The sequence below is a fragment of the Flavobacterium sp. Flavsp81 genome (assembly GCF_059491325.1).
On the sequence record NZ_CP168505.1, the window covers coordinates 4,664,396 to 4,686,302 of the forward strand.

Consider the following 21,907-nt stretch of genomic DNA (forward strand, 5'->3'; position numbering starts at 1 on the left):
ATACCATAATAAGATTGATAATAAATAAATTATATATATATGAAAAATATATTTTCAAAATTTTTAGTAGCTTTCATCTCGGTAGGGATGTTAGTAAGCTGTAGTAAAGAATTTCTTGATGAACCACAGCCTACCCAAGGCGTTCCTTCAGGAGTTGTTTTTTCTTCAAGAGAAGGAGTAGAGGCTTTTATTTCGGGTATAATGCGAAATTTCAGAGGGCAGTTTCTTAATACATCAGGAGCTTCTAGTACAGATGCTGCGGGATTAAACTCGATTTTTACAGCTCGTTCTGTAAAAGGGAATGATATCATAAATACTACTAGTTGGTATGCTTTTGATTATGCAAATGATAATCGTGAGCCTACCTATAGAAGAACTACTTTTACATGGAACTATTGCTTTTACATGATCAATCAAGCAAATGGACTTATTGAAGGTGTTGAAGCAAGTACACTTGGAGATTCAGATAAAACGGAATTAGCGGCTTATGGCTATGCTTTAAGAGGCTTTTTCTATCATCAGTTGGTTTTAGAATTTGCTCCTACTTATTCTTTTGACCCGAATTATCCAGCACCACCTATTTATACTGCTACAGGAATTGAAGGTAAACCAATGTCAACAGTAAAAGAAGTGTATGCTTTAATTGAAAGTGATTTAACAAAAGCGGTATCAGGTTTAACAGATTCTCGTTTGGGTAAATCATACATTAACAAAAGTGTTGCAAATGCTATTTTGGCAGAGGTATATCAAGTTATGGGTAAATGGCCAGAGGCAGAAGTTGCTGCAAATGCTGCTTATGGCGGAAATCCAACTGCTGTTTTAAGTGCATCAACATACCGTTCTGGTTTTAATGATTATTCGAATGTAGAGTGGATTTGGGGTAATGCTCAATCTGCAGATCAAACTAATTATTATTATGGATTTCCAGCAGCCGGAGCAGATCATACGGTTTCTTCTTATGCCTCTATTTATATTAATAGTGAATTTGTAAAATTGTTTTCAGCAACTGATGTAAGAAGTTATTTCTTTCCAAAAAGTGCTAGCTACCCTTTGACTGATTATCGTTATTGGACTACTCGTAAATTTAAGTTCTCATTTGATGGTGATTTCGCAATTATTAGAACCCCAGAAATGATTCTTCTTGAAGCGGAAGCAAAAGCAAGACAAGCAGGTAAAGAAACTGCAGCACATGACTTATTGTATACGCTACAAAAAAACAGAGATGTAAATGCTGTTAAATCAGCTAATACCGGAGCAGCCCTGATAGAAGAAATTTTATTAGAAAGACGTAAAGAACTATATTGTGAAAATGGAATAGAATGGTTTGACGCAAAACGTTTAAGAAGAGGTATTACCAGAACAGGTAATCATAGAATTGGGGTTGCAGGTAATTTAACTGCAGATGACAAGAAATTTTCCCTTAAAATTCCTCAGGCTGAAATTGATGCTAACCCATTTATTGAACCATCAGTTAATGATAACAGATAATTTTTTTTAATTAGATAATGAAAACCGAATTTGATATATCAAATTCGGTTTTTTTATGGCTTAGTTTTATCGAATTAAATAATTGGCGTTAAATTTTGTGTCTTAACTTCTGTATTTGCAATGCAAATTTATAATTTATATATGTCTAATCATTTTTATCATTTACCTTTGCTTTACCAATTTTAATGGAAGTAATTACACATACATAAAGTTATCAAATGAGAATATCCTTTTTATTATATCTATTTGTCTTTCCAGCTCTATTATTCTCTCAGGAAAAAACTGTTCCTAAAAATAATTTAGATATGAATTCGAAATATTCAAGTGTTACGGATACTGTAAAAAAGAAAAAGAGCCTGATTGCCAAGATTGAGCAATATCAAATTATTACTTTAGAACACGATACGACTATAGTTGATACTTCGTTAACCTTAAAAAGTGCTTATAAGCAAAATTATCTCCGCAGAGATAATTTTGGACTTCTGCCTTTTTCTAATATCGGACAAACTTACAATACACTTCAATACAGCTTAACCGATTTTTCTCCTTATCCCGATATTGGTTTTAAAGGAAAACATTTTAATTTTTTGGATGCCAGCGAGATCCACTATTATCATGTTGCAACGCCATTAACCGAGTTGTTTTTTAATACAAGTATTGGTAAAGGGCAAAATGTCGATTCGTTTATTACTTTAAACACATCTAAAAATCTTAACTTTTTTGCAGGTTACAGAGGATTGCGTTCAGAGGGGAAATATATCAACCAGCTTACGAGTATCGGGAATTTTAAAATAGGAGCAAGTTATAATACTACTGATATGCGCTATGTTTTATACCTCCATTATACCTATCAGGATATTTTGAACGAAGAAAATGGCGGAATCACAACACCGGAAGATTTTGAAAGCGGAGATCCAAACTTTGCTAATCGCCAACGACTGGAAGTTTATCTGACTGATGCTGAATCTTTCTTAAAAGGGAAAAGGCTTTTTTTTGATCACGCTTTCAGAATAAACCCTAAGCAGGGGAATAACAATTTATATGTTACCCATCAGTTTAATTATGAGAACAAGTTTTTCGAATACAAGCAGCCTACGGTTTTATCAACAGTTGGTAATACTTCTGTTCAGAGGTTTGGGGAATCTTATGTTTCCAGTAATATGAAAGATCAGACCCGTTTCGAAAAATTATACAATAGAGTAGGATTGGCTTACGAAAACTCGCTGATTGGAAAATTTAATTTCTTTATTGATGATTACAGGTCAAATTACAAATACAACCGTATTATTTTTCAGGATGACGGAGACATTATTCCGGATAATCTGTTTCAGGAAATTAATAGTTTTGGATTGCAATATGAATACCAGAAAAATAAATGGAACGGGAGGCTTTTATATTCAAGATCTATTACAAATCAATCACTTTCTGACTTAGACGCTAAGTTGAGGTATAATTTAAATGATAAAATACAATTTGATTTCCGTTACAGAAATATCAACAAATTGCCCAATAACAACTATAATTTATACCAAAGCAGTTATGTAGAATACAATTGGTACAATGATTTTAAAAACGAAAAAATTAATTCGCTTAGCGCTAATGTTTTTACTCCATGGCTAAATGCAGAGGTGCAATATTCCGTTTTAAACGATCATTTGTATTTTAAAGATGTTGCTACTGCTGAACAAAAGGAAAATCGGGTTCAGATTATAAATCCCGAACAATACGGAAATACTATTAATTACTTATCTGTAAAGGCAAATAAAGAGTTTAAATTTGGAGATTTTGGTTTAGATAATACTTTCCTGTATCAAAAAGTAACACAATCAGATCTTATCTTAAATGTGCCGGATTTTGTAACCCGAAACACGTTTTATTATTCTACCTATTTCTTTAAAAAAGCACTTTATATTCAGACCGGAATTATTTTTAATTATTTCACAAAATACTATGCAAATGATTACAATCCGGTCGTGGGAGAATTTTTTGTTCAGGATACGAAAAAAATTGGGAGCTATCCAACGTTTGATTTTTTCCTTAATGGAAGGATTCGCCAGACCCGAATTTATTTAAAAGCAGAACATTTTAATGCTGCTTTTTCAGAAAATAAACTTTATTCAGCACCAGGTAATCCATATCGCGATTTCACAATCAGATTTGGTTTGGTTTGGAATTTCTTTCAATAGAAAAGCTGTTTTATCTTAAGACAAAAAAATTAAACTCAAAAATAAATGGACTTTTCAAATAACATTTTAGAAACTATTGGAAATACACCATTAGTAAAACTTAATAAGGTTGTTGCCGAAATTGACGCTTTGGTATTGGCAAAAGTCGAAACTTTTAATCCCGGAAATTCTGTCAAAGACAGAATGGCCGTGAAAATGGTTGAAGATGCTGAGGCTGATGGACGTTTAAAACCCGGCGGAACCATAATTGAAGGAACATCCGGAAATACCGGAATGGGATTGGCATTAGTGGCTATTATAAAAGGATATAAATTGATTTGTGTGATATCTGACAAACAATCCAAAGAAAAAATGGATATTTTGCGTGCTGTTGGTGCTAAAGTAGTTGTTTGTCCTACAAATGTTGAACCAACAGATCCTCGGTCGTATTATTCAGTTTCAAAACGCCTCGCTGAAGAAACACCTAATTCATGGTATGTAAACCAATACGATAATTTATCGAATACCCTGGCGCATTATGAGCAGACAGGTCCGGAAATCTGGAAACAAACAGAGGGTAAGATTACACACTTTGTAGTTGGGGTAGGAACCGGCGGAACTATTTCGGGTGTTGGGAAATATTTAAAAGAAAAAAATCCGAATATTAAAATTTGGGGAATCGATACTTATGGTTCTGTTTTTAAAAAATACCATGAAACCGGAATTTTTGATGAAAATGAAATTTACTCTTACATCACCGAAGGAATCGGGGAAGATATTTTACCTAAAAATGTAGACTTTTCTCTAATTGACGGATTTACAAAAGTAACAGACAAAGATGCCGCGGTTTATACAAGAAAAATTGCCTTGGAAGAAGCGATTTTTGTAGGGAATTCAGCAGGAGCTTGTATTAAGGGATTATTACAGCTAAAAGAACATTTTAAACCAGAAGATGTTGTTGTTGTTTTATTTCACGATTCCGGAAGCCGTTATGTAGGTAAAATGTTCAATGATGACTGGATGCGTGAGCGTGGTTTTCTTGATGAAAATATTACGAAGGCAGAAGATGTTATTAAAGACCACATTGATAAGGAATTGATTGTTGTTCGAACCGAAGAGTTGGTTTCGCATGCTATTGAACGCATGCGTAAATATAAAATATCTCAAATCCCGGTAGTTGATATCAACGGTTTTGTTGGTTCTGTTGATGAAACTGATTTGTTCAGAAGTTATGTGGCTGATAAAAATGTAGCTGAAAAACCTATTAAAGAAGTAATGGGGAAACCTTTTCCAATTGTGAGATTAGGAACCCCGATTGAAGAAGTTTCTAAACTTTTTACCAAAGAAAATGACGCTGTTTTAGTTGATTTAGAAAATGGTAACCATCATATCATTACTAAATATGACATTATTGGAGCTATTAAATAATTAAGTTTAACCGGGTAATTTCAAAACAGATGTCAGGCTAAGCGGAGTCGAAGCCCTTTCCGGAAAGCTTCTGGCTAAGTTTATTCTGAACGAGACGAATGGTTTCAGGAAGACAATGATTTATAGAAGTACAAAGATGTTTTACTCATTATACTTTTTGATTTTTTAATATTTCTATTGAATTATTTACAAAAAGGGAAATAATTTAGATACTATTTCCCTTTTTAATTTTTATTTCAATATAGATTTAATTACTACATCAGCTTGTTCAACAGCAGTAACATTTGCAATTGGATTTAGAAATTCTATAATTGTGAATTAATCTATTATATCTTAAGGTTACGAGAGAACTTAGGCTTCATTCAGTTTTCTTGTATAATTCTATGGTTATTTATTTACAGGATTTTATCTTTAATTAGTTTTTGAATTTAGTTGTTCAATATTTTTACTGATGATATTTTTATCGGCTAATGTTTTGGCAAGCCCCAATGCGGTTTCAAATTGTTGTAAAGCTTTTTTATTATCAAAGTCTGAATATAAATTTCCGAGTAAGGAATAATAAAAATGATTATCGGTTAAATTGAGTTTTTCGGCTTCTGTGATTGCTTCTTCCTTGCTTTTTACTTTTGATAAAACATATGTCCTGTTCAAAGCCACAATTGGAGAATATTCTAAAATGATCAGATTATTGTATAATTCGAGAATATGCTCCCATTTTTCGACAGTATCTTCTTTCTGCGTGTGCCAATAAGCAATTCCTGCTTCAAGATGGTATTTGGAAAGCGTATTTCCTGTTGATGATTTACTTAAAAAATAAGTTCCTTTATCTATTAATTCCTGATTCCAAAGCGATTGGTCCTGATCCTGATATAAAATGATTTCACCGTTTTGAGATGTCCTGGCTTCAAATCTGGAAGAATGAAAGCACATTAAAGCCATCAAAGCATTGGTTTCTGGTAAATTTGTAGCTTCATTTTGAGTTAATAAATAAGCAAGCCGCATCGCTTCGGCACAAAGATCTTTTCGTAAAGTTGTGTTTTGCGAAATAGAGTAGTAGCCTTCAGAATAAAGAAGGTATATTGTTTTCAAAACCGTATTCATTCTGTCCTTTACTTCAGAAGGGCTTGGATTTTGGATTTTAATATTTTTTTCTTTGAGTTTTTCCCTGGCACGATTGATTCTTTTGTAAATGACTTCCTTATTGGAAAGGAAAGCATCAGATATTTCATTTATTCCAAAGCCGCATAATAAATTAAGGGCAAGCGCAATTTGGGCTTCGTCAGAATTACAGGGATTACAAACGGTAAAGATCATTGCCAATTGACTATCAGCAATATTTTGGTCTGATAAATCAATATCTGTTTCAGGAATATTCAGTGGTGTATTGTGTTTTATTTCGGTAACTATTTTTGTTTCAAAAACGGTATTTCTTTTAAAATAATTTTTAGTTTTATTTTTAGCCACTGTATAAAGCCATGCCGTTGGATTTTCCGGGATCCCTTTTATGGCCCAGGTTTCTGACGCGGCCAAAAAAGTATCACTCACAATATCTTCGGCAATTTCAATATGATGAATTCCAAATAGATTGCAGAGAACCGAAACTATTTTTTGATACTCTGTTCTGAACAGGTTTGGTATAAGTTCTTTATTATCCATATTATAAAGCAAAATGCCTAAGTAAAGGTACAAAGGCATTTTTAATATTTATTATTTCTGGTTTAAACGGCCATTCGTATTTCTACATTTCCTCCAAAATTTAAAACCGGACATCCCTGGGCAATTTCGACTGCTTCATCATAATCCTTGGCCCTGATAATGGCCAATCCGCCAATAGATTCTTTAATTTCAGCGTAAGGACCATTTGTAATACCTTTATCAGAACTTACCAGTTTTCCTTGTCCGTCCCAACGCTGTAAAGGTCTTGCAATTTTATCCTGCGCAGCTAAACTTCCAAACCAATTTTGCCATTGCTGAAAATGCTGCTGCATTTCTTCCGGAGAAGGCTGTGTTTCTTTTGATATAAAATCTCTTCTGAAAATCAATAAAAATTCATTCATTTCTTTATGTTTTTATAAGTTGTCAATTTACATTTTTAATTTTTTTTTAAAATAAAGGCCATTTTATTAAGGTATAAATTTAATATTTTATCGAAAAAAAAACAGCCTGTTTATTTATCCAAATTGCCCCACTCTGTAATCTCCGGGAGTATTAGAGAAAGCAATATTAATGCAGTTCCATGTATTAATTGCAGCAATTGCAAGCGTAAGATCAATTAGTTCTTCCTCAGAAAATTCAGCTTTTGCAATATTGTAAATTTCGTCTGGAACATTGCAGGCATTTACGGCTTCTGCATAGGCAAGGGCAGCTCTTTCGCGTTGTGTAAAATAAGGGGTTTCTCTCCAGGCACTTAATCCGCACAAGCGTTGAATTGTTTCGCCATTAGCTAAAGCTTCTTTGGAATGCATGTCTAAACAATAAGCACAATTATTAATTTGGGATACTCTGTAATCTATCAGCTCTAAAAGAGATTTTTCGATTGTAGCTTTTTTCAAATAGCCTGTAATTCCAAATAAGGTTCCTAATGCTTTTTGACCTTTTTCCAATACATTAATTCTAGTTTTCATGTTGTATAATTTTAAATGTTATACCCTAATGACAACTGAACTTTCAGAATTGGACAAAAATTTTTAAAAAAAAATAAAAAAAAACACTTGCAACATTTTACAAGTGTTTGATTAAAATATTTTATTATTTAGAAAGTCATTCTAGCAGATTTTTATACTAAGCTATCATGAAAAAAAGTAAAGGAGTTTTTATTTAAGAGTTAAAGTCATGTTTGGAACTACAATATCACCATTACTTCCACTATAGCGTTGAGCAAACACTTCAATATAATCATTAGTGGCTAGCTCAACAGTGGCATTTAGCGGAAGCACTACAATATCATTTACAGCTGCCCCTCTACCATAAATCTTGTATTGGCTTAAAGCAGTACCATTTTTATAAATATAAATAATGTAAGTACCTGCTGCCGGAACCTGAAAAGAAATTGAACCGGTTATTAAAAAAATTCTTTTCTTTTTTCCGACATATTTTATCCTGTTAACACTTGGATCAGTTGAGAACCTAAATAAATTAGAATATGTTGTCAATGGAGTACCGCTACCAACTTTTACTATGTTACTGGGGTTTGAATTGTTAAAGGATACTCCAAGACCAGAACCCACAGAGTAGTCCATAGAGAAATCCCCGGCAGCATTCGAATCAGCTTCGGTAGGAATTCCAGTTGATCTGGCCGTCCAGTTATTAGTAAAATTGTATCCCGTGTATGTTCCTGTTGTATAGGGTTTTATATATCCTGTAGTGTTTGTGCCTGTAAAAACAACAGTCTCTAAATCTCCATCAGTTACGGTAAGGCCGCTTGTAGAAACATCAAAGCCTATAGCGGTACCGTTTACGGCGCTAAAACCTCCTTGCTTTTGTACCTGGGTAAAGGTTCCTGTCAATTTTTCAAAGGTTCCTGTATTATTACCAAACCATGCTAAATTGCTAAGTAATAATGAATCTACATTGGTGTAGGTTAATCCGTTAGCATTTCCCGAAAACTGAACTATACTAATAAACACCAATCCAAAGCCGGAAAGTGTACCTACTGTATTAGAGTTGGCAATAATAGTATCCCGTAGTAAAAAATTTTGTGCATTAGATGACGCGGTTAGATTAAAAACAAGCCCTGCAGTTGCTATAAGAGTTACATTTTTTATAGTTCCGCCTGTTGCTCCTTCAAAAATATTTCCTGTGGCACGGCGTATTATATCACTATTGGCATCCATCCCTTCCAGATAAGCATTATTAAGATCTATAGGGAAATTAAAGGTTATCATGCCGTTGATTTCATATAATGTATTTGAGTCTAAAACATATTTGGAACCTCCGCCGGCTGCAAGTTCAGCTGCTAAAACAGTAGCTAAAACATCAGTTGATCTTATACGTTTAAAATTGAGTCTGCTTGCTGTACTGTTTAAAGGTGTCCATGATGTGGTTGTACTTACATAAAAATAAAATGTTTTCAAGTCAGTATCATAGACCATTAAACCATCTGCAGGAGACGCTATCGCATTTTTTTGTGCAGTTGTCATTCTGGGTGCTAACATTCCCTGAGTAGTAGAAGAAATATCAAGAACCGAACTTGCATTTGGTGTTACGGTTCCAATTCCGATTTGTGCATTTCCTATAAATGTCAACAGGAAAAAAAAGAGTAATAAGAATGCCTTATGATTTTGTAGTGCAGATGCTATTATCATAATTTCTAATTATTTGAGGGTTAGTTAGGTTTGATTTAAAATCAATTATCAGTTGCCTGAATTTGAAATAAAAACTTTTTGAGTCAGCTTTTCATTATTTGCTGTTAAGAATTCTGCGATATAAACACCCTGGCTCATACTGCTGGTTGAAAAAACATAATTAGGGTCTGAACCCAAATCTTTTTTGGATAATACAACTCTGCCCAGCATGTCATATAGCTTAAATGATTTTATTGCTAAATGATTAGGGTTTGAAGCTTTTAAATTGTGATTAATGTTATCCTGATTAATGAATAAACTGTTAATGGCCTCATCAGGAGTGCCTAATGTTTGATTTGCAAACGTAATTTTAAATCGGTCTGAATAGGTTCCGGGTGCAACAGTTACTTCGTATGTGCCACTTTTTATATCATGATAAGAGGAGTCAAGCTCGTCATACAAATAAATGTTTTCTGAGGAATCAAAATTTACGACTTCCGGAACATAAAATTTGAATGTCGCATTGCTGGTAACTTTTACTGTTAATGGTATTCTTTTTGAAGGATCAAAAGTAACTCCCTGAATAACATAATTACCATTTGCAATCGAAAAAGATACATCATTAGGAAGGTCTTCGTCAATATTCATAGCATCAATGCCAAAATCTACTCCGTCAGTAGCTTCAGGTAAAAAAGCCAGCGCCAGTTGTCTGGTAAATTGATTGTTGATTATAGTATTTAATTTAAAATGCGAAATTTCAACTATATCTTCATTAGTTTCTGTGCTTTTAACTGTTTTACCTGTTTTTGCCGGTTTCTCAAATTTTGATAAACCGCTATCTTCCTGATAATATGCTCTGTGGGAATTTTTGAATGTCAATGTTCCATTTGCTGTGGCATTAATTATAAAACCCTGGCCAACTGGCGAATATTTACGCTCTATTACCAATCCGGATGATGTTCCTGTTGTATTTAAGGCTCCGGTAGATGTGTAGGAATTAAAAGTAGCGGGCACATAAACACCATTTGACCCTAAAGTACCGGGTGAATAAGAACCATAACCGCCTCTATAAGCGGTAAGGTAATGTGAGTTTACTGTTTTATCCTGTTCCCAAAAATAGGCTACGCCGCCTGATGCACTATTTGCAGCATCCAAAAGGAATGCATTCAGATGTAATGCTGAAGGATAGGGGTTTCCGGTTAATGTTGAGTTACCCAGACCTACCGTTATAGTAATATTTCCATCATTTGGTTTTCCTCTAAAATCATATCTTTGGGCACCTGTGCCCGGATTATTGGTTATGCCTGTTCCTTCAGGATCAACAGAATCACTTCCGCTGGTCCCTTTCATGGTAAAACCTTCCCCCGGTGCAATAGTTGTGGCGCTGCCTACAGCAACCCACTGCGAGTAATTATTGGAATTAACTAATTTATAAATCCAGGCTGACGCAATTGAGAGAGGGTTTGCAATGCCATCATAACTCCCCGCACCCAGAATAGTAGCTGCAGTAGCTGCAGTAGAAGTGGTAGGTCTGTTTAACATTGTAATTCCAAAATTTGCATTTCCGGAAGAACCAGACGCTATTCCAACAGGGGAACACCAATAATTATATTCGAAATTATCGGAGGTTCCTTCCTGAAAAACAGATAAAGTACCGGCTCCTGTATTAGTTGATGTTCCGGTAGTACCCTGAACAAGCTGAGAATTATTTCTCAAATATAGATTTGAATTTGTAGTTAAATTTACATCTTGTGTTACATATAGCACTTGATTCTTAACATACATAGATGCGTTGGCACCAAAATAAATTTGTGAAACAGATTTTGAGGAAATCAGTACCAGAAATAGTAGTATTATTTTTTTCATAATTTACATTTTTTGTACTAGTTATTATCAGACTATAAGTTATTTGAATTTTACTGGTGTAAATTCACCTTCTGGTTTTTCGAATCCAATATACGCCTAAGAAAACACCTGCTGCGAGTAATATTTCAACTTCCCGGTCTATTGTTACGGCTGGAGGAGGGAGACCCGGGGGCGGGGGAGTTGGTGCTGCATAAGCTGTGAGACTTGCAAGGACTGTTAAGATTAAGATTTTTTTCATAGGTCTAATTTTTAGAATTGAGGCAATCTTCACAGAAATTAAATCAGAAATGATGCTTAGCATATATTTTAAGGACTTGGGAAATCATTTATTCAGAATTAAAGCATCTTAATTAAAAATTAATCTAAACAATGTGGTACACGATAAAAGCAGTTTTTACAATTATAAATCAATTAGTTAATGCTTAAAAATTATAATATTATCGGATTATTTCAAATATACAAATATAAAATCTAATTTTCGGGGATGTAATGTAGTTTACATAGGAGTTATTTCTTATAAAATGAATTTTAACTAAAAACCTGAATTATGTTTAATAAAAAACAAAAAAGACTCTTTTTTTTGTAACTGTTTTTTTTCGAATGACTTACAAGACTCTTTTTGATCAATATTTATGAATTGTAAATGATATTTGACGTATTGAGCTAAAATTATGAAAACGAAAGAATTCATATTTGCTTCCCGTTAAAGAATTGCGTAGTAAACAAAAAACCCGAAAACTTTCGTTTCGGGTTAAATATATTGGCATAGAAAAGGATTATTATGGATTTTCTATGGGAGTTTCATTATACATTAATTTTCTTCTTCATCTTTTGAAATTTCCCCGCCTTCCTGCAGTTCTTTATTTGAATTCATCATAAGATCAAGCCTCATTTTTAACACGTTGATTATTTCTTTTTGATGTTCAATTTTTGATAAATTTATTGGCTTAATGCTTTCTAAATCAAATAAATAATCTTCTCTGACTTTTATTTTCTCTTGTAATTCTGTTAATTTTTCGCGAAAAACATTTGGATTATGATATTCGGCTGTTGTCTCATTAAGTGTATTATTGCTTAATATGCTGTGTAATAAATCTGTTTTTGATTCTGGTATTACTTCGCCATTTTCGTAATTTGATATTGTTTTAACTGAAACTCCTAATTTTTTTGCCAGTTCTGCCTGCGTGAAACCTAATTTTTTTCTTCCTTCTCTGATTTCTAATGCATTCATAATGTGTATTTTATAAATTTATTTCTTTTTTTAACAAGAAATATTTCTTTTTATTTAATTATTTTGTGTAATATTGCGTACATTTATTCTCGAATGAACATATATATGTTTTATTATGACTAACAAAGATACGAAAACTAAATCGAAATTGACAATTAGGGAAACTGAGACTATAAATAGGTTTACAACCTTTAATAAGTGTTCTGAAATTTTATGTGAGTTTTTCTTAATGGGATTTAAATCATTTGATGCATTAAAAGGCATCATGCAATTTCATTATCCGGATATTGATTTGATCAAGTTAAAAAGATTTTGGAATTGTCAATTAATGGATCGGGATATTGTCTTAAAAGTGGAAGCTGTTTATGAAAAAATGAAAAAATAATGTTTTTGAGTATTGTATTTAATCTTTTAAAATTAATTCGGTTATAATGCGTTTAAGATTGGGAAGGTTTAGGGAGGTTACGAAAGTTAGAAAAGAAAGCTAAACCAGTGTATCTAATATCCTGAAATTATGAATCTTTACAAAGAAATATACATAGTTATAATATTTGAAGTAAAATATAGGGTTACAATTGATTGTCAAAAACTTAAATTGAATGATTGAAAAAAACATAACTATGTGGGAAATGGATATAAATGCTGTTTTGGATTCTGAAATAACAGTTTGGGTTTTAGGAATTGCTGATTTGATACTTTTGGCAGTTATAGTGGTGAACATTGTATGTAATAAAAAAGACACTTACAATTTTCAAAAAATGAAATCCAATTTTAAGAATAAATAAAATCCTTCGGTCTACCGGTTTGTGACTAAGACAAATCAACATAAATAACTCAGATATTTTATTTTTCCAAACCTCATTTGGATCTGATTAAAATGTAGGGCTTATGAAGCCTTTAACGATTTCTGCTGTATTTCCTACAGATATAGTTTTGACTATAGTGTTATGATATTGACTTTCAGCTAATTGTATGATTAGTCAATAAGTGTTTTCGTGTTTTTTACTGCAGGAAAATTAACAGGATCTGCCATAAATGGTCTATGTTTTATATATATTGATTTTTAAGTTTTATATTATAAATCCTAAATAATTTAATATTGTCACATAGATTATAATTGTGAATATGCTCTGAGCAAGCGACAGCAATTTTAATAGTATAAAGTATTTGGGTTGGTTTTTCAAGTGTTTTTATTTTACATGGTATGCCGGAAATTATTTTCTGGCATATTTTTTATTCAAAAAATTGCTACCATTGAATAATCATTAATAGAAACTCTATTTTTTTTTGCAGGAATATTTTATATTTATTATTTAATTGTGTTATTTTTTGTAGATTATATATCTATTTAGCGAAAATTTTGTTTTTAAGTAACTCCTTTATTCTTATGTATCTGTTTTATTCTTTAATTTTGGTACAATGTCGAAATTTAAAGAAACGACATAATAATATTTTAATTCAGATTAATGAAAAATTCAATAATTATCTGGTTGGTACTATTTTCTTTCAATCAACTTAGCTTTGCTCAATACTCTAATTTAAAATTCGAAAATTTTGATACAAATAATGGTCTTTCAAGCAGTACCAGTGTTGAAATTTTTCAGGATAGTGAAGGGTTTTTATGGTTTGGAACGATAGATGGTTTAGATCTGTACAATGGTTATGAATTTGAAATTTACCGACCAATTATTAATGACCTTCATTCTATCAGTAATAACAGGATTAATACAATAACTGAAGATAGTAAAGGACTATTGTGGGTAGGGACAAGCAATGGGCTGAATATCTTTGATAAAGATTCACAAAAGTTTTACAGAGTAAATCTTTATGGCAAAAATGTTGAGAAATTAAATTTAAGGGAAGAAATAAATAGTTTATTATTTGACAAAAAAACAAATTTACTTTGGGTGGGTACTAAAAATGGATTGCTGAAAATTAATTTAACATCTTCAATTACGCCCTCTTTTGACAATTTAGATTTTACCCGCTATGTAAATAATCCGAACAATAAAAAATCTATAGATAATAATAATGTAACCAGTATCATTCAGGATAGATATGGAAATGTTTGGGTAGGTACAAATGGAGGTCATCTGAATAAATACAATTCAAAATCAAATTCTTTTGACAGGGTTAACATTGTTTTCGAAAAGAATCAATATTTGGATCACTTGCCAAAGCAAATTCTTATTGATAAAAACGGTGATTTTTGGATTGGAAATGATTTAGCCCATCTTTATATTTTTGACATTAAAAATCAGAAGATTAAAAAAATTGCACCAATAAATAATACTATTCCAATATTTGATTTATTTCAGGATAAAAAGGGTTTGGTCTGGGCTTCTACGGATGGCAGCGGAATCTATTTATTGGATAAAACCAAAGGAGCGATTCAGCATTTGGTACAAAGTCAGGATGATCCATTTTCGTTGCCAAACAACCAGCCTTCAAAAGTCCTGGAGGATAAAGATGGTATCTATTGGATTGCTACATATAATAAAGGAATCAACAAATTAGCTTTGTTTAAATCTTCATTCGGGCATCATTTTTACAAACCCAACAGTGATAAAGGTATAAGTACTAAAATTGCACAATCTGTAACAGAAGACAGTAAAAGAAGAATTTGGATTGGTACCGATGGTGGAGGGTTGGATTTATTTGATAATAAAAATGGTTCTTTTAAACATTTTAAAACAATTCCCGGAAATGCAAGTTCTTTAAGTTCCAATAAAATTTTATATTTATTAGAAGGAGAAAACAATGTTTTGTGGGTGTGTACGTGGGATAAAGGACTTAATAAATTCGATACAAACACCGGATTGGTGAAAAGATATGAGAATGATCCGGCAAACCCGTTTTCAATTGGTCAGAACACGGTTTGGTGTGCGGCAAAAGATAATCAAAAACGAATATGGCTTGGAACCTCAACAGCGGGATTGAATTTATTTGATACTGAAACTGAAAAGTTTTTTCAATTTAAAAACATCTTAAATAATCCGAAAAGCCTGATCAGTAATTTTGTCTTTTCTCTTTTTGCAGATTCTAAAAACCGTTTATGGGTAGGAACTTCATTGGGGCTTTGTTATGTGAAACTAAATAGTTTAAATAAAAGAATTCCGGCGAGTATTAATTTTGAAGAGATAAAGATTAAGAATATCCAGGGAAATCGTATCAATCATATCACAGAAGATTATAAGGGAAATATTTGGGTGGGCACTGATATGGGATTGTATCAATTAGACCGGAATCTAAAATTAAAACATTCTTACTCCTCTAATAATGGGCTTCCTAATAATTTAGTGGTAGGGCTTCAGGAAGATAATGATAAAAATATATGGATCAGTACCAAGAGCGGATTGTCATTACTGAATCCCAAAACTCAAAATATTAAAAATTTTAATGTCCACGACGGATTGCAGGGAGTGGAATTTCAAAGTAAATCCATTGCAAAAACTTTTGACGGGAAAATTATTGTGGGAGGCATAAATGGATTTAATATTTTTTATCCTAATGATATTTCGCCTAACTCAAATAAAGTTATACCAATTATTACTGATATTAAGGTGTTTAATAAAAGAATAAATGCTGGTGATACTATAAACGGAAGAGTGCTTTTTGATCAATCCATATCAAATCTGGAGGAATTAGAATTAAAGCATAATGAAGGTTATATTTCGTTTGGTTTTGTGGCTTTAAATTTTCAAAATCCTGAACGTGTCAAATACGCTTATAAAATGAGCGGTTTGGATAATGATTTTATTAATGTAAATAAAAACAGAATTGCTAATTATGCCAATTTAGCACCCGGGACCTATAAATTTGAAGTTATAGCGTCAATCGACGGACAATGGAAAAGTGCAGGAAAGACAAGTCTTTTTATCAAAGTGCTTCCTCCTTTTTGGAAAACATGGTGGGCTTATTTATTCTATTTTTTATTGCTCATAGGAGGTGTATGGTTTGTGTTGGATTTTTATGCTAAAAAAATAAATGAAAAGAAAGAACACGAACTGGACCAGATGAAGCTTCGTTTTTTTATCAATGTTTCGCATGAGTTCAGAACACCGCTTACATTGATATTAAATCCGGTTGAAAAAATATTATCTCAGGCAAATGATGTTGAAGAGGTAAAAAAATCAGCTAATTTAATTCAGAAAAGCAGTAAACGGCTGCTGTATCTGGTGGATCAGCTTTTGGATCTTAGAAAAATTGAATCAGGGAAATCATATTTGGAAGTTACCAATCTTGATATTATTAAATTTTCTAAAGATATATTTTATTTGTTTGAAGATTTGGCAAAGACCAAAGACATTCGGTTTGTTTTTGAGTCTTCGTTAAAAGAATATTATGGTATGTTTGATCCGGATAAAATTGAAAAGATATTGGCTAATTTGTTATCAAATGCTGTCAAATTTACTAATGATAAAGGAGTGATTAAGATTTCTATTTCTGAAGAAGAGAGTTTTAAGAAACAATATAAGTGGTTGTTTTTTAGTCCTGTGACTTCTCATAAAATGATTCAGATTAAAATTACGGATACAGGAATTGGATTTAAAAAGAAACAATTAAAAGAGGTGTTTCAGCGATTTTTTCATGCTGATTCTTCAAAAACAGGTACAGGAATAGGATTGAATTACACTAAAAGTTTAGTCGAGCTGCATCAGGGACAGATTTCGGTAGAAAGTAAATATAAATCAGGATCCACCTTTACGGTTCAGATTCCAACAGACATAAAAACAGATGGCAAGCTTGTCAGAAAAGGGTTTAAGCTAAATATTTTGCCTAACAAGCAAATGAACAGTATAGAATCAGTTGCTTATGAAATTGCCATTAACGATGAGTCTGATATCGTACATGATGTAAGCAGTGAGGAAGAAAAAGGAAATAAACCGGTTGTGCTGTTAATTGAAGATAACAAAGTTCTCCGTAATCATATTAAAAATGAATTAAGCGACCAGTTTAAGGTTAAGGAAGCAGCTAATGGTACTGAAGGACTGGAAAAAATACGCAAATATTTTCCTGATGTTATAATCAGTGATGTGATGATGCCCAAGATGGATGGGTTTGAATTGTGTCACGAGGTTAAAAATGATTTTGAAATCAGTCATATTCCAATTTTGTTATTAACTGCGAGAAATCTTGATGAAGATATTCTTCAGGGATATCAAACGGGTGCTGATGGCTATCTTTCGAAACCGTTTAATATGAATATTTTGAAAGCAAGAGTTGTTAATCTTTTAGAAGCCAGAAAAAGATCCAGGGACCGTTTTTCATCTATTGGAGGGATTGTTCCTTCTTCGGATATGACTATTAATTCTCTGGATGAACAATTTTTAGAAAAATCAACTAAGATTGTAATAGCTAATGTGAGTAATATTGATTTTACCCTGGATGATTTAATTGGGAATCTCGGTATGGGCAGATCACAGTTTTACAGAAAAATAAGTTCATTAACAGGGCAAAACCCCAGTAATTTTATCAGGACCATCCGATTAAAATATGCTTCTGAATTATTATTGACAAATAATTTTTCGATAAAAGAAGTAGCGCATAGTTGTGGTTTTAATTCTACAGCCTATTTTACAAAAACCTTTAAAGAAGTTTTTAAGGTTACCCCTTCTCAGTATATTCAAGACCAAAAAGAAAAAAAGGAGTAAAAAAAACAGATTTTACACAGAAAAAAAAGTTAACCAATCAGCCTGATTTTAAATTTAAAATCAGGCTTTTTTATGCGGTAAAATTAATTATTCAATTATTAAAAGTAGTATGGCCTGATTTCATTTTTTCTTCATTATCAATTTTCAGTTTAAAATTGAAGGAAAATATATCTTGTGAATTAGAAATACGTCTCCAGGTTAAGAAAAAAGAATATTTTTTTTAAGATTCATTGTATTTCAGTTGTTTATGTGCGTGATTTTATGGGGAATACGGGCGAAAATACTAAAATGGATGATAAGTTATAGTCTTTGAACGGTGAATTATAGTGGTAATATTCTTTAATATTTAATATTGTATTGCACTAATTGGTGATATGGCAACTAAACCAGTTTAAAATTACGAGTATTAAAATTATTAACACAAAAAAACATCAAATGTGAAATTACAAATTACACAATCATGATTTACCATTTTTCTATAATGATATAGAATAAAACCAAAAACAAAAGCCAAAAACAAATTTAATTAATAACAACAAAAACAATTCATTATGAAAATAAATGTCTTGAAGAAAAAGAATATATGGACCAGGGTTAAACCATCCCTGGTCTTGTCTTTTCTAATTTGCTTTTCTTCCCAATTGTTTGCCATAAACACGGGGGTAAATTTTTCAGGAAAAGATTTGCAAAATAAAACAACGCAACAAATAACGGTAACGGGAAAAGTAGTTTCGGCAGACGATAATTTAGGGATCCCCGGAGTAAATGTTGCAGTAAAAGGTGTAAAAGGCGGTACAACTACCGATTTTGACGGAAGCTACAGTATTAATGTAGATTCTTCTGATGCAGTACTGGTTTTTAGTTCTGTAGGTTATAAAATTAAGGAAGTTCGTGTAGATTCCCAAAAAACTATCAATGTCACTTTAGTAATTGATGTTTCATCATTGAATGAAGTTGTGGTTGTGGGTTATGGAACTCAAAAGAAAGCCGTAATAACCGGAGCCGTTGAGCAAATTACCAGTAAAGTTTTTGAAGACAGGGCCGTGACTAATGTAGGTTTGGCATTACAGGGACAAACACCGGGATTAATGGTAACCAGAACTTCTTCAAGACCGGGCAATGAAGGAATTGCTTTTCAGATACGCGGAGCAACTTCTATCAATGGCGGCACGCCGCTGGTAGTTATAGATGGAGTTCCTGCAATTAATTATTTTTCTTTCCAGAATATGAATCCGGATGATATCGAAAGTATCAGTGTTTTAAAAGATGCTTCGGCAGCTATTTATGGATCTCGTGCTGCTAACGGAGTAATCCTGGTTACTACTAAAAAAGGGAAAGGAAAAGTGAAAATAGATTATAGCAGTAATTTACGTTTTACACAAAATGGAATTACCAATTATTCGGCATCATCACAACAATATGCCTCTTTATGGCTCGCTGCTAATGCAGAAGAAACAACACCAAACTGGTGGGGCTGGAGTACTAAGGAAAATATGGAAAAAATGGCAGCCGGGGTTGAGGGAATTTATCCGACTCAATTTTGGGGAGATGTATTTATCGGGAAAGGGAATCGTATCGATGAAATGTTTGCACAACGATTTTCGTACCAGCATAATTTAAGTATTTCCAATAAAACAGATACTTCGGGTTATCGTCTCTCTCTTGGATATGCTGATAATCAGGGAAATCTGGCAACGGCTTATGATGGGCAAAAACAGTATAATGCACGTTTTAATTACGATTATAAATTATCGGATAGAATAAAATTAGAAACTGGTATCAGTTTTATAAATGCTATTACACAAACACCTTCCGTTGGACTCGATGCAGCATTATATGCTCAGGATATGCCTTTCTTTCCTGCTAAAAATCCGTATGGGCAATGGAATGCCAATTTTGGAAACGTAGGGAACAGGAATTCTGCGGCAGCAACAACCGATGGTGGTAGAGACAATAGAAAGTCTTTGACCAGCAGGTTAGATTTTAAAGCTACTTTCAATCTGTTAAAAGGATTGGATTTAGAAGGATTGGTTTCATATCAGAAAGAAGATTTTAATCAGGAGCGTTATATAATACCGGTTCAATTGTACGATTGGTATGGTAATAAATCTGTTGAGAACCTTTCCAACACAATTCAGAGTGCAAGTAATCCGGGATATACTTCCAGAGACTACAATTCTTTTTATCAGTATTATTCGGCTTTGTTAAGATATAATAAAACCTTTAATGGGCATCATCATTTTTCAGCCCTTGCAGGTGTGAATGCTGAGAAAACACAAATTCAAACCTTATCCGGATCACGTGCCTTTTTTACAGATCTGGGAGTGTACGATTTAAATACTGCAGATCCTACAACTTCATTCAATGGAGGAGGAAAAAGCCAATTTGGGAATTATTCCTATTTAGCCAAATTTAATTATGACTATGACGAAAAATATCTTATTTCGCTTTTAGGACGTCATGACGGAGCATCCAATTTTGCTCCGGGATATAAATTTAAGGATTTTTGGGGAGTCGAATTAGGATGGGTATTTAGTAAAGAAAGTTTCCTGAAAGATAATTCTGTTTGGAATTTTGGCAGAATCAGAGTTTCTTCCGGAGTGTCAGGAAATTATACAGGTATTGGGAATTATGATTATGTTTCAACGGTTAATCTTGGTACAGCAGTATTAGGGCAAACTCCGGCAAATCAAACAAGTTCTTCTTTAGCAGGAGGCGGTTTGGTGAGTTTGGACAGAGAATGGGAAAGGGTATATCAAAAAAATATAGGGCTTGATCTTGCTTTTTTTGATAATAGATTATCTGCGACATATGACTTCTTTATAAAAGACAATAAGGGGATGCTGACAGATGTTGCTTACCCGGCTGTATTAGGTGCTACAGCTCCTAAAACCAATAGTGGAGAACTGAATGTAAATGGTTGGGAAGCTGTAATTACCTGGAAAGACCACAAAAATGATTTTTCTTATAATGTTTCTTTTAACATAAGCGATACCAAAAACTTATTGAAACATAAAGAAGGTGCTGATACTTATGGTGCCGGTAAAAATAATGTAAACGGATATCCATTAAATTCCTGGTTCTTATTTCAAACAGATGGGTATTTTAAAGATCAGGCAGAGGTTGATGCGTATTATGCTGCCAACGCTGCAGGAAAGGAAGAAATGAACAGAGTTGTTGTTGGAACGGCATCTCAATTACGACCGGGAGATACTAAAAGACTTGACTTGAATGGTGATGGAGTTGTTACGGGGAATGGCAGTAAAACCAGTGACCTTAAGTATATGGGTGATGCTAATCCACATTATATATTCGGAATCAATTTAGGAGGCTCATACAAAGGATTTGATCTTGGTGCTTTTTTTCAGGGAGTTGGTAAACAGCAAATTATGCGTTCAGGCTATTTAGCCTATCCATTTGCAGTTCTTTCTACCAACCAGCCAACTAATTTTGAAGGGAGAACCTGGACTGTTGATAATCCCAATGCCGAATTCCCTCGTTTAACAACTAATTCAAATCGGGCAAACTGGAATTATTCTTCTAATGATTTTATGCTGGAAAACAATGCTTATATCCGTTTGAAATCGTTAGTCATTGGTTATACGTTACCAAAGAGCATTACAAGCAAAGTTAAATTAGATAGAGTTAGGATGTATTTCTCAGGAAATGATTTATGGGAAGCCACTAAAATAAAAGACGGTTATGATCCGGAGATGGGAGAAACTTCTCAAAATGCAGGTTACCCTTATTATAGAACCTTGTCTTTTGGTATAAATGTAAGCTTATAAGTAA

The 21,907-nt window shown here is 32.9% G+C and carries 13 protein-coding genes; 7 read left to right on the top strand and 6 right to left on the bottom strand.

Annotation, left to right across the window (positions count from 1 at the left end; translation table 11 throughout):
- Nucleotides 1-39: 39 nt before the first annotated feature.
- From ACEN92_RS19605 to ACEN92_RS19615, 3 genes are all read left to right on the top strand, one after another.
- Nucleotides 40-1,488, top strand: coding sequence for a RagB/SusD family nutrient uptake outer membrane protein (locus tag ACEN92_RS19605; protein ID WP_495640003.1), 1,449 nt, complete (start codon nucleotides 40-42; stop codon nucleotides 1,486-1,488).
- 218 nt (nucleotides 1,489-1,706) lie between these two features.
- Complete coding sequence (locus ACEN92_RS19610) at nucleotides 1,707-3,674, top strand: putative porin (protein ID WP_495640004.1); 1,968 nt, start codon at nucleotides 1,707-1,709, stop codon at nucleotides 3,672-3,674.
- Between the two features lie 45 nt (nucleotides 3,675-3,719).
- On the top strand, nucleotides 3,720-5,081 hold the full coding sequence (locus ACEN92_RS19615) for a pyridoxal-phosphate dependent enzyme (RefSeq protein WP_495640005.1): 1,362 nt from the start codon (nucleotides 3,720-3,722) through the stop codon (nucleotides 5,079-5,081).
- Between the two features lie 411 nt (nucleotides 5,082-5,492).
- Here ACEN92_RS19615 and ACEN92_RS19620 read toward each other — a convergent pair whose 3' ends face one another.
- The 6 genes from ACEN92_RS19620 to ACEN92_RS19645 form a co-directional block, all read right to left on the bottom strand.
- The gene (locus tag ACEN92_RS19620; protein ID WP_495640006.1) at nucleotides 5,493-6,776 is read right to left on the bottom strand and encodes an RNA polymerase sigma factor; all 1,284 of its coding nucleotides are present in this window, start codon (nucleotides 6,774-6,776) and stop codon (nucleotides 5,493-5,495) included.
- Nucleotides 6,777-6,799: 23 nt separating this feature from the next.
- On the bottom strand, nucleotides 6,800-7,138 hold the full coding sequence (locus ACEN92_RS19625) for a YciI family protein (RefSeq protein WP_495640007.1): 339 nt from the start codon (nucleotides 7,136-7,138) through the stop codon (nucleotides 6,800-6,802).
- A gap of 114 nt (nucleotides 7,139-7,252) precedes the next feature.
- Nucleotides 7,253-7,705, bottom strand: coding sequence for a carboxymuconolactone decarboxylase family protein (locus tag ACEN92_RS19630; protein ID WP_495640008.1), 453 nt, complete (start codon nucleotides 7,703-7,705; stop codon nucleotides 7,253-7,255).
- 189 nt (nucleotides 7,706-7,894) lie between these two features.
- A complete protein-coding gene (locus ACEN92_RS19635; RefSeq protein ID WP_495640009.1) occupies nucleotides 7,895-9,385 on the bottom strand; it encodes a phage tail-like protein in 1,491 nt (496 codons plus the stop codon).
- 48 nt (nucleotides 9,386-9,433) lie between these two features.
- Nucleotides 9,434-11,230, bottom strand: coding sequence for a DUF8693 domain-containing protein (locus tag ACEN92_RS19640; protein WP_495640010.1), 1,797 nt, complete (start codon nucleotides 11,228-11,230; stop codon nucleotides 9,434-9,436).
- 811 nt (nucleotides 11,231-12,041) lie between these two features.
- Nucleotides 12,042-12,461: a helix-turn-helix domain-containing protein gene (locus ACEN92_RS19645; protein WP_495640011.1), complete on the bottom strand. Its 420-nt coding sequence runs from the start codon at nucleotides 12,459-12,461 to the stop codon at nucleotides 12,042-12,044.
- A 115-nt stretch (nucleotides 12,462-12,576) separates the two neighbouring features.
- Here ACEN92_RS19645 and ACEN92_RS19650 point away from each other — a divergent pair, with 115 nt between their 5' ends.
- The 4 genes from ACEN92_RS19650 to ACEN92_RS19665 all read left to right on the top strand — a co-directional run bounded on the left by ACEN92_RS19650 (nucleotide 12,577) and on the right by ACEN92_RS19665 (nucleotide 21,903).
- Entirely contained in the window at nucleotides 12,577-12,846 is a 270-nt protein-coding gene (locus ACEN92_RS19650; protein ID WP_495640012.1) for a hypothetical protein, read from the top strand.
- 214 nt (nucleotides 12,847-13,060) lie between these two features.
- Nucleotides 13,061-13,246: a hypothetical protein gene (locus ACEN92_RS19655; protein WP_495640013.1), complete on the top strand. Its 186-nt coding sequence runs from the start codon at nucleotides 13,061-13,063 to the stop codon at nucleotides 13,244-13,246.
- A gap of 681 nt (nucleotides 13,247-13,927) precedes the next feature.
- Nucleotides 13,928-18,115, top strand: a complete 4,188-nt coding sequence (locus ACEN92_RS19660; protein ID WP_495640014.1) for a two-component regulator propeller domain-containing protein — start codon at nucleotides 13,928-13,930, stop codon at nucleotides 18,113-18,115.
- A gap of 551 nt (nucleotides 18,116-18,666) precedes the next feature.
- A complete protein-coding gene (locus ACEN92_RS19665) occupies nucleotides 18,667-21,903 on the top strand; it encodes a SusC/RagA family TonB-linked outer membrane protein (RefSeq protein WP_495640015.1) in 3,237 nt (1,078 codons plus the stop codon).
- Nucleotides 21,904-21,907 lie beyond the last annotated feature (4 nt).